7 protein-coding genes are annotated in these 12,182 nt (G+C 35.6%); all 7 read left to right on the top strand.

The window, feature by feature from the left end; genetic code table 11:
* Positions 1-192 precede the first annotated feature (192 nt).
* The 7 genes from EZ428_RS11975 (at position 193) to EZ428_RS12005 (ending at position 12,112) form a co-directional block, all read left to right on the top strand.
* Positions 193-1,824 carry a fucose isomerase gene (locus EZ428_RS11975; RefSeq protein ID WP_131553415.1) on the top strand — a complete coding sequence of 544 codons (1,632 nt, stop codon included), beginning with the start codon at positions 193-195 and terminating at the stop codon, positions 1,822-1,824.
* 12 nt (positions 1,825-1,836) lie between these two features.
* A complete protein-coding gene (locus EZ428_RS11980; RefSeq protein ID WP_131553416.1) occupies positions 1,837-2,502 on the top strand; it encodes a DUF3826 domain-containing protein in 666 nt (221 codons plus the stop codon).
* A gap of 33 nt (positions 2,503-2,535) precedes the next feature.
* The gene (locus EZ428_RS11985; protein ID WP_131553417.1) at positions 2,536-5,676 is read left to right on the top strand and encodes a SusC/RagA family TonB-linked outer membrane protein; all 3,141 of its coding nucleotides are present in this window, start codon (positions 2,536-2,538) and stop codon (positions 5,674-5,676) included.
* An 18-nt stretch (positions 5,677-5,694) separates the two neighbouring features.
* On the top strand, positions 5,695-7,509 hold the full coding sequence (locus EZ428_RS11990; protein WP_131553418.1) for a RagB/SusD family nutrient uptake outer membrane protein: 1,815 nt from the start codon (positions 5,695-5,697) through the stop codon (positions 7,507-7,509).
* Positions 7,510-7,545: 36 nt separating this feature from the next.
* Complete coding sequence (locus EZ428_RS11995; RefSeq protein ID WP_131553419.1) at positions 7,546-8,457, top strand: hypothetical protein; 912 nt, start codon at positions 7,546-7,548, stop codon at positions 8,455-8,457.
* A 366-nt stretch (positions 8,458-8,823) separates the two neighbouring features.
* On the top strand, positions 8,824-10,476 hold the full coding sequence (locus EZ428_RS12000; protein WP_131553420.1) for a pectate lyase family protein: 1,653 nt from the start codon (positions 8,824-8,826) through the stop codon (positions 10,474-10,476).
* Positions 10,477-10,480: 4 nt separating this feature from the next.
* Positions 10,481-12,112, top strand: a complete 1,632-nt coding sequence (locus tag EZ428_RS12005; RefSeq protein ID WP_131553421.1) for a pectate lyase family protein — start codon at positions 10,481-10,483, stop codon at positions 12,110-12,112.
* The last annotated feature ends 70 nt before the right edge of the window (positions 12,113-12,182 follow it).

Below are 12,182 nucleotides of genomic sequence, written 5' to 3' on the forward strand. Positions count from 1 at the left end.
AATTTTTGCAAATCATAGATGCTTAAAAGCTAAAGGTAGGTGCTTTTATGACAACATCCTATATTAATTTGGTAAAAACTTAGAGAAAATAGTGTTTTTCTTTGTTGAGTTTTGTATATGGCCGCTTTGGCTATAACCAAAATATAAACCGACAAACTCTTTTTATATAAATTGTTTGTTCAGTAATGAATTATGAAGCAGGGTGTACTAAAACAAATTGTGTTAGTTTCTAGTGGAGATTTAAGGCTTTCGGCAAATCAAAATTGCTGGGCTGCCCAGTTTCAAATGGAAGGTAATTTAACTACAGCAATTGAGAAATTTGGCTGGACTGTTAAACGTGCTCATCCTTACAATTCTACAAAAAAACATGGCTTCATAGATTCCCAAAGAATGGGTATGGATGTGTTCCATGATATCGACCCAAATCAGCCCTTAATTGTTGCCGAAAGTGTATGGCAATATTCACATCACATACTTGCTGGACTTACCACACATAAAGGTCCAATTTTAACAGTCGCAAACTGGAGTGGTCAGTGGCCTGGTTTAGTGGGTATGCTAAATTTAAATGGCTGTTTAACTAAAGCAGGAATTAATTACAGCACATTGTGGAGTGAAAACTTTGACGATGACTTTTTTACCGATGGTTTACAGGAATGGTTGTCTACTGGTAAAATCAGTTATGATCAAAGTCACGTTAAAAGCTTTAGCTTAAGTAAAATTCCTTTAGCGGATGAGAAAAAAGGCAGGGCCTTTGCTCGTTCATTAAAAAATAGAAAAGCCATCATGGGTGTTTTTGATGAAGGCTGTATGGGAATGTACAATGCTATTATCCCAGATGAGCTTTTGCATAAAACAGGATTTTTTAAAGAGAGATTAAGTCAATCTGCACTTTATGCAGCAATGCTTCAGGTAACTGAAAAAGAAGCTGAAGCTGTTTTAAATTGGTTGATTAAAAAAGGAATGAAGTTTAATTGGGGAACCAATGAACAAACGGAGTTAACTAAATCACAAACTTTAGAGCAATGTAAAATGTATATCGCAGCGGTTCGCATAGCGGATGAATTTAGTTGCGATACCATAGGAATACAATATCAACAAGGATTAAAGGACTTAACGGTAGCCAGCGATTTAGTAGAAGGTTTGTTAAATAATGAAGATAGACCACCTGTTTACTCAATAGAAGGAAAAGAATTGTACGCTAAACAAGCATTACCTCATTTTAACGAAGTTGATGAATGTGCAGGATTAGATTCTTTAGTAACTTATAAGTTGTGGAAAGAATTGGGTATGACAGGGGAAAATACCTTGCATGATATTCGTTGGGGCGAAAATTACAATGTTGAAGGTCTCAATCAATTTGTATGGCTTTTCTTAATTTCTGGTGCAGCTCCATCTGCTCATTTTATAGATGGTTACAAAGGAGCAAGTAGCGATAGGCAACCTGCAATGTATTTTAGATTAGGCGGTGGAACATTAAAAGGGATAAGTAAACCAGGATTTATAGTTTGGAGTAGGGTATATGTTTGTGATAATGCATTACACTGCGATTTAGGTGTGGGAGAAGTTGTAGCTTTACCAATTGAAGAAACCAACAGGCGCTGGAATGAAACTACGCCAGAATGGCCAATCATGCATGCTGTTTTAAAAGGCATTAGTCGCGACCAAATGATGGCCAGACATAAAGCAAACCATATTCAGGTAGTTTACGCAAATTACGAAGCTAGTGCTCATGAAGCTTGTAGGGTTAAAGCTGCAGCAATGGATGAGTTAGGAATTACCGTGCATTTTTGCGGTGAGGTAAATTTAATTAAGAAAAGAAGTTAATTTAAAAAGAGAATGAGGGTTTTAGGAATACTTTTTTTTATTTTGATAAACGTTACAAATACGTTTGCGCAGAATAATGCAGTTGTAGACAAGGAAGCTTATGTAAAGGTAATCACCGAACGTGCAGCTAAAATTGTAGCGGTTTTAGGCATTAATGATAAAGTTAAAGCCGGAAAAGTTACTAATGTAATTAGAGATCAATATAGTAATTTGAATGATATTTACGCTGCTCGTGATTTAAACATAAAAGCTGTAAAAGAAAAATACAAAGAGAATAAGGCAGAAAGAGATACAGCGATAGCTAAGGAAAACAGAGCAGTTGATGCTTCCCTAGCCAAACTTCATAAAAAATACCTGAAGAATTTATCAGCACATATAACAGCTAAACAAGTTGAACAAGTAAAAGATGGGATGACTTACGGTGTTTTACCGTTAACTTATAAAGCTTATCAAGAACAAATACTAACCCTTACTGAAGATCAGAAAAAGCAAATTCTGGTTTGGTTAACCGAAGCTAGAGAAAAAGCAATGGATGCAGAATCATCGGATAAAAAACATGCTTGGTTTGGCAAATATAAAGGCAGAATAAACAATTATTTGTCTGCAGCCGGATACGATTTAAAAAAGGAAGGAATTGAATGGGAAAAGAGAAGAAAAGCTGCTGCTGCAAAAAATTAATATCATAATCAAACACTAACCAAATAATATAATATGAACTCAAAATTTTTACACAAATTTTCATTGTTCTTGCTACTAATGTTGTTGGCAAGTTCAGTTATCTTTGCTCAGGATCGAAAGATTACGGGTAAAGTAGTTGACGAAGGAGGTCCTGTACCTGGAGTTAACATAAGCATCAAAGGCAAACCAAGTAATGTTAGCACAAATGCTGAAGGTGTTTACACCATTCAAGTGCAATCTGATGCTGATGTATTGGTATTCTCTTTTATTGGATACGTTAGACAGCAAGTTACTGTTGGTAACCGTGCTAGAGTTGATGTTACCTTGGTTTCTGAAAATAACACACTAAATGAAGTAGTTGTTAACGTTGGATATGGTACTAAGAAACGTGCTAATGTTCTAGGTGCTGTTGCAAGTATTAAAGCCGAAGAAATAGAGGATTTACCAGTGGCGAACTTAGGTAATGCCCTTCAGAATAGGGTTGCTGGTTTAGGTGTAAGTATTGCATCTGGTAAGCCTGGTGCAAATACTTCGTTACAAATTAGAAATCCTACCCTTTTTGGGGCTTCTGGTTCATTGGGGTTAACATCAGACCCTTTATTTGTAATTGATGGTTTAACAGTTACGAAATCAGATTTTGATAATCTTGATGCAAGTTTGGTTGATCAGATCTCATTCTTGAAAGACGCTTCTGCGGCTATTTATGGTGCAGCAGGTGCTAAAGGTGTTGTTTTAGTAACTACAAAAAGAGGTAAACCAGGTAAACCAAGAATTAGCTACTCTAGCTATTTTGGAACTTCAACTTCTACTGAAAAACCAAACGTATTAACTGCATATGAGCATGCTAAAATGTTAAATGATGGTTATGAGTTGAATAACTCTGCCAACAATCTTCGCTTTTCTCAAGCAGATTTAGAATTACTAAAAAGTAAACCAAATGAAAGCTGGTATGATGAGCTTTGGAAACCTTCAAATTTAATGCGTCATACTATTAATGTAAGTGGTGGTAATGAAAAGGTAACATTTTTTGCTGGCGGTAATTATTATAATGAAGATGGGAATTTTGGTGATGTCTCTATAAGAAAATACGGTATCCGTTCAGGTATGGATGCTAATATCACCCCAGAGTTAAAAGCAAGTGTAAGTTTGAATATGGACTATTCAACTACTGATAGAAATACTTTAAAAAACAGTGGTGTTGATACGGAGGATTTAATGACCAGAGCATTATTTCTTACACCGGCATGGGTTCCATTAACTATTAATGGCAAGCCAAATAACTGGGCTAACGGGCCAAATCCTCCAGGAGCATGGAATCCTCAGGCATTATTTGATTCTGGCGAATATGAAAGAAACAATAATCAAGGTCTAAGTTTAAATACAAGTATTGAATATAAGCCGAAATTCTTAACTGGATTAACAGCTAAGGTTCAGTTTGGTAAGTTTAATAGATTTGGTAATGCTAAACAATACTTCCCATCTTACACGGTTTATAATTTTGTAAGAGGCGGTCAAAATGGTTTGTTATATACCAATGTCCCTACAACAAGCCCAACATCAACTATAGCCAATTCAAACCGTTTATCTATGGGTACTACTTTTAGTGGTAGTTACCAATTAGTTGGATCATTGGCTTATGCTAAAAAAATCAAAAAACATGATTTTGATATCTTAGTACTTACTGAGCAAACTGAGTCAAGTGGAGATGGTTATGCAACTTATCGCGATGGTCAGCAAATACCAGGTGTGGATCAATTTTTTGCATTTAATGCCGCTACTACAACTGCTCAATTAGATGGAGCAAAAGAAGCAGGTAAACGTTCTTATTTAGCAAGATTGAATTATTCATATAATGATAGATATATTTTAGAAGCGGTAGCTAGATATGATGGTTCGGCAAACTTCCCGCCAGATAAACGTTGGGGTTTATTCCCTTCAGTTGGTTTAGGATGGAGAATTAGCGAAGAACCATTTTTTAAGGACAATGTTAAATTTGTAAGTTCATTAAAATTAAGAGCTAACGTTGGTCTAGTTGGAGATGATAGGGTGCAATCATACCAGTACCTTGCTCGCTTTACTCAAACTACAGGTATGTTATTTGGAACTGCTGTTACCAATGGTTTAGATCCAAACCTTTATCCAAATCCAGAAATTACTTGGGAGAAGGCATTTACTCAAAACTATGGTATAGATGCATCGTTTTTAGATAACAAGCTAAGTTTTGCAATGGATGTGTGGCATAGACATACTTATGATGGTTTTGATAATTATACGGTTACTGGTTTACCGTATACTGTAGGTATCAACTCTGGTTTAAAAAACTATGGCATTCAAAATTCATGGGGAACAGAATTTAGTGTAGGTTATAGAAATAAATTTAATGATAATTGGGGTTATAGCATTGACGCTATTGCTGGTACTGGTGGTAACCAATTGATACAATCTTACTACAGCTTATCAAGATTAGGTACTGTAACTGAATATCAAGATGTGCCCATTGGTAAAAGCTCAAATACTTATACAAGCTCTAACTATGGTTTTATCGCAAAAGGTATTCTTCGTACACAAGCTCAAGTTGATGCCATCTTAGCAAATAATCCAAATTATAAAATTGCTGGTGCAAAACCTCAAGTTGGTTTTATGGATTATGAAGATGTGAATAAAGATGGAATAATTGACGATAACGACATTACTATTATGTATGATAACGTTGCTACAAAAATTAATTTTGGCTTTACGTTAGGTGTATCTTATAAAACATTTAAACTAAGTACAAATGTTGCTTTTGCTGTAGGGGGACGCAAGTTTATTGACTCTGAGGCAAGAAAGGTTCCAACAACAACGCAATCTGCTCCAGCATTTTGGGCAGATCACTGGACACCAGAAAATCCAAATGCAAAATACCCAAGAGCAGATGCTCCTTTAGCAAAGGAAAACTCTACTTTCTGGTCAGTTAGTGGTACAGTTGCTCGTGTTAACAACGCAGTATTATCATATAGTTTGCCAAAGAAAATTTCAGAGAAGTTTAGAATTCCTGAATTTAGGGCATACATTACTGGAACTAATCTCTTCAATATTTATAATCCTTTTGAATATAAAGATCCAAACACTAGTAATTTTGCAAATTATCCAACCTTAAGAACAATTTCTTTGGGACTAAACATTAGTATGTAATCATTTAATAAGATCAAAATGAAAAATAATATAATTAACAAACTTGTCTTACTTGTCGCATTAAGCATGATATTATTGTCATGTCAGAAAGATATTTTTGATAAAAGAGATTTAAGTGGTTTAGATCCTGCTATCTGGGATACAGAATCTGCCACCAATTTATACATTAATAAAACTTATGATTTGGTAATGCCAAATTGGCCAGTTGCGGGTGCGCTGCACAATACTTCTGATGAAAGTAATGGTGCAACCACGGCTTTATTATATGGACAATTAACAGAGGCAAGCGTTCCTGATATTGCTTCAAATAATACAGGCTCAGGAAACAACCAATACTTTACAATCAGACGTATAAATCTTGCTATTCAAGGAATTGAAGCAAGTACTTTAGCTGCTGATGTAAAAGCTAAACTAAAAGGACAGATGTACTTTTTTAGGGCTTACATGTATTTTAACTTAATTAAACTTTATGGTGGTGTGCCATTGGTGCTAAAATCTCAAGATATCAATACTGATGTTTTAGATGTGCCAAGAGCGAAAACAAGCGAATGTGTAAAACAAATTGTTGCAGATTTAGATTCTTGTTATGGTTTGCCATACACTTGGCCTGTGAACTCAGACGGAGGAAGGATAAGTAGGATGGCTGCCTTAGCACTTAAAGGAAAAGTATTAATGTACTGGGCGAGTCCACAATTTAACCCAACTAATGACTTAACAAGATGGGAAACCGCATATACAGCTTGTAAAGATGCATATGATAAAGGTTTGGCAAATGGCTATGATTTGATTGCAAATTATGCAAATATTTTCATTGATGAGTCTGCTTCTAATAAAGAGAGGATCATGTGGAGAACATATGATGCAATTACAACTAACCCTGGAAGGGGAACAAATATTGAAAATGCATTAAGACCTTTTTCAGAATCTAGTGCCGGTGGGGGTAGTTATCAACCTACTTGGAATTTAGTACAGGCCTACACTTTAAAGGATGGTGTTCCAATTACAAATGCTGCATCTTCTTCTTTTACTTATGACCAGTCTGTTTTTTATGTAAATAGAGATCCTCGTTTAGAAGCTTCAATCGCTTACAATGGTAATGTTTGGCCACTAAGCGGAAAATCAGGGCGTAGACAATGGAACTATGTTGGTGTTACTGAAGATGTGAGTAAGCAAACTTCAACTGGTTTTTACATCAAGAGAATATCAAATCCTAGCATAACTGCAGTTGGTGCTGCTTATAATAGCAATACTGGAGGTGGTAGCGGTATGGATTGGATAGAGTTGCGCTTTGCTGAAGTTTTATTAAATCTTGCTGAATCTGCGAATGCTACAGGTAGAATGGCGGAAGCAAAAACATTATTGATTAAATTACGTACGCGTGCAGGAATTGTGGCTGGAACTAAAAATTATGGTTTAGATTTAGCCACTACTACTGAGCAATTAGCAACCGTTATCTTGAATGAGCGTCAGGTTGAGTTTGCAATGGAAGGAAAAAGATATGACGATTTAAGACGTACCAGAACTTTTCATTTATTAACTGGTACGGTTAGACAAGGATACAGATGGGCGCCAAAATCACCTAATACTGTAGCTACATTGGAGGCTTTAGTTCCTGCAACAACCATCAAGGTTAGAGATAATATAGATGTAACAAATGCAACTCAGGTAAATAGTTATTTTACACCTTCAATTATCAGTCTAGATACCGCACAGCCGATTAGTTTTCCAACTAACTATTATTTCTATCCTTTGCCTGCAGGTTTCTTGACATCTTCTGTTAAGATAGAGCAAACATTAGGTTGGTCTGGCGGAACATTTGATCCATTGTTGTAATAGGGATAAATAGATTTGAATTAAATATCAAAGAAAATGAAAACAAAAAATATAATTCTTTCAGCAATACTTGGATTAACAACCATTGTATTTAGCTGTAAAAAAATAGACATTCCTAACAGTAATAAGGTCAATGTAACCTTCGCAAATCCAGCTGCAAATTACGTTACAGAAAATATTACGGTGAGTCCAAATGCAGTGATAAAGTTTAATTTTACCATCAGTTCAGAAAGTGAAATGGAAACTGTCTTTATCATGAAAAATTTGACGGAAATATCAAAAGAAACCGTGACAACAAATAAATTATCATTCACTAGTGATAAAACGTTTGCCGCAGATGCTGCTCCAGGCGTATATACTTACCGTTTTTTAGCAAAGGATAAAGCAGGTGTTTATATGGGTGAAAGAAAACTAACGATAACAGTAACTAATAATAATGACTTCAATTATTTTACCGTTAAAAAGCTTATTGTACCTGATACTACTACCAAGATAAATCCCACTTATTACTCTTTATCAACTAATGAAGCATTTAGTTATACAACAGGTGCTACAAAGAGTAATTTAATTGATTTTGGTTATTTTTGGGATCCTGCCATTCAAAGCGGTACTACACCAAAAGGTCATACTATTTATGCATTAAATATTACACCAATCCCAGCTCCGCTTTCTATCTATGATATTAGCACGTTTACTAAAAATGCAACTTTACTAAAAGTAATAACTTCACCTACATTTGCAAATTTAAATTCATCTACGCTATTACAATCAACTGGAGTTTCACAACTGGCATCTGGTACTTCAACAAGTATTAATCAAGCCGTAGGAAAGACTATTTTATTTAAAACTGTTGCCGGGAAATATGGTGCATTGCAGATAACTTATGCAAACCAAGAAAATCCTAGTAAAAGCACTTATATAGTATTTGATATTAAGATTCAAAAATAACTGCTTAAAACACTATATAACGATTATTCGTTATACGTTTTGGCATATTTGGTTAGAAGGGACACGAAAGTGTCCCTTTTTTTATCTATATTTTTATTTGGAAATGTTACATTTATATATGAATTTTATTATTAGTAATGATTAACTTGCAACATAGATTGAATTAAGATTGTTACTTAGTAAAAAGGCTAATGATAAGATGTTATATTCTTTTGAAAATATAATAGATAAATTAGTAGGTTGAACCCTTTATTTTTGATATATAATATACTTTCTAACCAAAATAAATTTACCTGGAATAACCAAATTAGCGTTACGAATTTAAAATAAATGCGTATTTTTTGGTCTCCATTGAACAAAACACAAATGAAAAAGAAATTCTTAAACCTAGCAATTGTTGCTTTGTTAATGCTCTCGGCAAATTATTCTTTTGCACAATATCCAAACATTCCAGCTGATATTAAAAAAGCTTCTGATGACATGATGCGTGAAGCTACCAGACAATCAGACATTGCTTGGGAAAAGGCTAAGCCAATTATTGAAAGGGAAGCGAAACAAGGTAAACCTTATATTCCTTTTGCAGGACGACCAACAGATTTACCTCAATCAGAAATTATTGCATTTCCAGGTGCAGAAGGTGGTGGTGCTTATAGCTTTGGCGGTCGTGGCGGTAGAGTTATCGTTGTTAAGAACTTAAATGATAGTGGTCCTGGTTCGTTGCGTGATGCATGCGAGCAAGGTGGAGCTAGGATTGTTGTTTTCAATGTTGCTGGTATCATCCGTATTAAAACACCTTTAATCATCCGTGCTCCTTATATTACAATTGCTGGTCAGACAGCGCCAGGGGATGGTGTTTGCGTTGCTGGAGAATCAGTTTGGATAAATACACATGATGTAATTGTTCGTTTCATGCGTTTTAGAAGGGGAGAAACGTTTGTTGGCAGAAGAGACGATGCCATTGGTGGTAATCCAGTGGGCAATATCATGATTGACCATGTTTCGGCAAGTTGGGGATTAGATGAAAACATGTCGATGTATCGCCACATGTATAACGATAGCACTGGTAAAATTGAAGATAAATTAGCAACTGTAAATATTACTATTCAGAACTCTATTTTTTCTGAAGCTTTAGATTATTGGAACCATGCATTTGGTAGCACATTAGGTGGAGAGAACTGTACGTTTATGCGTAACCTTTGGGCGGATAATGGTGCAAGAAATCCCTCAATTGGTTGGAATGGTATTTTTAACTTTGCTAATAACGTAATTTTTAATTGGAATAATAGGTCAACGGATGGTGGCGATTATACAGCTTTGTATAATATCATCAACAATTATTATAAACCAGGGCCTGTTACAGATTTAAAAGACCCAATTAGCTATAGAATTTTAAAACCAGAATCTGGTCGTAGTAAATTACCTTATGTGGTATTTGGTAGAGCGTATGTAGAAGGAAATATCATTGAAGGAAATGAAAAAGTAACCAAAGACAATTGGAATGGTGGTGTGCAGGTAGAGGATAAAAAAGGGAATTTAATGACTTACGAGCATTCACAACCATATTTTGCTGCAATGAGGGTTAAAAAGCCTTTTCCTATGGCTAAAATTTCATTACTTCCTACTTTGCAAGCTAAAGAGTTTGTATTGACAAATGTTGGAGCTAATTTACCAAAAAGAGACCCTGTAGATACTCGCGTAATTAAGCAAGTGGTTACAGGTAAAATTGAGGTGCATCCTAATGCTAAACCATCAGATTTTCAATTCGAACACCGTCGCTTACCAAAAGATTCGTATAAACAAGGAATAATTACAGAAATTAGTCAAGTTGGTGGATATCCAACATACAAAGGAACTCCTTACCAAGATTCAGATGACGATGGCATGCCAGATGCTTATGAAACTAAAGCTGGTCTTAATCCAAAAGATGCATCAGACGCTGCAAAAATCTCTAAAAGTGGTTATTCAAACATCGAAGTTTACTTAAACAGCGTTGTGCCGGTAAGTATAGTAAAACCTTAATCAAATGCGCAAAATATTAACTTCAGCAATGCTGATAGGTATGATCGGCTCTGCTAATTTAGCTTTTGCACAGTATCCAGTTATACCAGAGTCGATGGAAAAGAAAGCTGATTCTCTACTTAAGGAGATTGAAAGACTTTCTGAACTTCAGTTTCTGAAAGTAAAACCAATTGTAGATGCAGAAGCTAAATTAGGTAAGCCTTATATCCCTTGGGCAGCAAAACCTAGCGATTTACCGCAATCAAAATTATTAGCATTTCCAGGTGCAGAAGGCGGTGGCGCCTACACTTTTGGTGGTAGAGGCGGAAAAGTTTATGTGGTTAACACATTAGCAGATGCTGGTCCGGGTAGTTTAAGAGAAGCTTGTGAGCAGGGTGGGGCAAGGATTGTGGTTTTTAATGTTTCTGGAATTATCAAGTTGAAAACTCCTTTAATTATTAGAGCACCATACATTACAATAGCAGGTCAAAGTGCGCCAGGCGATGGGATTTGTGTAGCGGGAGAATCTGTTTGGTTAAATACACATGATGTAATTATCCGTTTCATGCGTTTCCGTAGAGGAGCGACTGATGTTACACGTAGAGACGATGCCATTGGTGGTAATCCAGTTGGGAATATCATCATCGACCATGTTTCAGCAAGTTGGGGATTAGATGAAAATATGTCTATTTACCGCCATGTTTACGACCCTAAAGATGGTTCTAAACCTGTTAAGTTACCTACAGTTAACGTTACAATTCAAAATTCAATATTCTCTGAGGCTTTAGATACCTATAATCACGCATTTGGAAGTACTATTGGTGGGTTAAATAGTACGTTTATGCGAAATCTTTGGGCATCAAATATCAGTAGAAATCCTTCGGTTGGTATGTATGGCGATTTTGGTTTTGTAAATAACGTGGTTTTTAATTGGTGGAATCGCAGTGCGGATGGGGGCGACAATGCATCATTTTATAGTTTCATTAATAACTATTACAAACCCGGACCGATTACTCCAGCTGGCGAACCAATTGCTTATAGAATATTAAAACCAGAATCTGGTCGTGATAAAAAATTTACCAATGAATTTGGAAGAGCTTATGTAACAGGAAACATTGTTGAAGGGAATGAAAGGGTAACAAAAAATAATTGGGATGGTGGTGTACAACCAGAAAGTAGAAGAGATAAACAAAAGTTGTTAGATTCAATTAGAACAAATACGCCTTTGCCAATGGCGAAAGTTAGTTTAATTGATGCAAAACAGGCTTATACTTATGTTTTGGCAAATGCAGGTGCTTCTTTGCCAAAAAGAGATGCAGTTGATCTAAGAATTGTTGAACAAGTTAGAACTGGTAAAATACAACACGTTGAAGATGAAAAGTTGCCAGCTAAACAGAACTATGTAAAACGTCGTTTAGCAAATGATTCCTACAAAAAAGGTATCATTTCAGACATTGCCCAAGTTGGTGGTTATCCAGCATACAAAGGAACCCCTCATGTTGATTCCGATAAAGATGGAATTCCGGACGCTTGGGAAAGTAAAAATGGTTTAAATCCTAAAAATGCTGCTGATGCAGTAAAAATTTCAAAAAACGGCTATGCTAATATTGAAGTATATCTAAACAGTTTGGTTGAGATTGGAAAAGTTAAACCGTAAATTAGATTGCCACAAAGACACGGAGACACAAAGAAAATTGCTTTGCGTTCTTTGCGCCTTTGCGGTTTAA

Source organism: Pedobacter frigiditerrae (genome assembly GCF_004331645.1).
GTDB classification, from domain to species: Bacteria; Bacteroidota; Bacteroidia; order Sphingobacteriales; family Sphingobacteriaceae; genus Pedobacter; species Pedobacter frigiditerrae.

Excerpts from the sequence above, each read along its gene's own strand:
- EZ428_RS11975 (WP_131553415.1), top strand. The coding sequence starts at position 193 with ATGAAGCAGGGTGTACTAAAACAAATTGTGTTAGTTTCTAGTGGAGAT.
- EZ428_RS11980 (WP_131553416.1), top strand. The coding sequence starts at position 1,837 with ATGAGGGTTTTAGGAATACTTTTTTTTATTTTGATAAACGTTACAAAT.
- EZ428_RS11985 (WP_131553417.1), top strand. The coding sequence starts at position 2,536 with ATGAACTCAAAATTTTTACACAAATTTTCATTGTTCTTGCTACTAATG.
- EZ428_RS11990 (WP_131553418.1), top strand. The coding sequence starts at position 5,695 with ATGAAAAATAATATAATTAACAAACTTGTCTTACTTGTCGCATTAAGC.
- EZ428_RS11995 (WP_131553419.1), top strand. The coding sequence starts at position 7,546 with ATGAAAACAAAAAATATAATTCTTTCAGCAATACTTGGATTAACAACC.
- EZ428_RS12000 (WP_131553420.1), top strand. The coding sequence starts at position 8,824 with ATGAAAAAGAAATTCTTAAACCTAGCAATTGTTGCTTTGTTAATGCTC.
- EZ428_RS12005 (WP_131553421.1), top strand. The coding sequence starts at position 10,481 with ATGCGCAAAATATTAACTTCAGCAATGCTGATAGGTATGATCGGCTCT.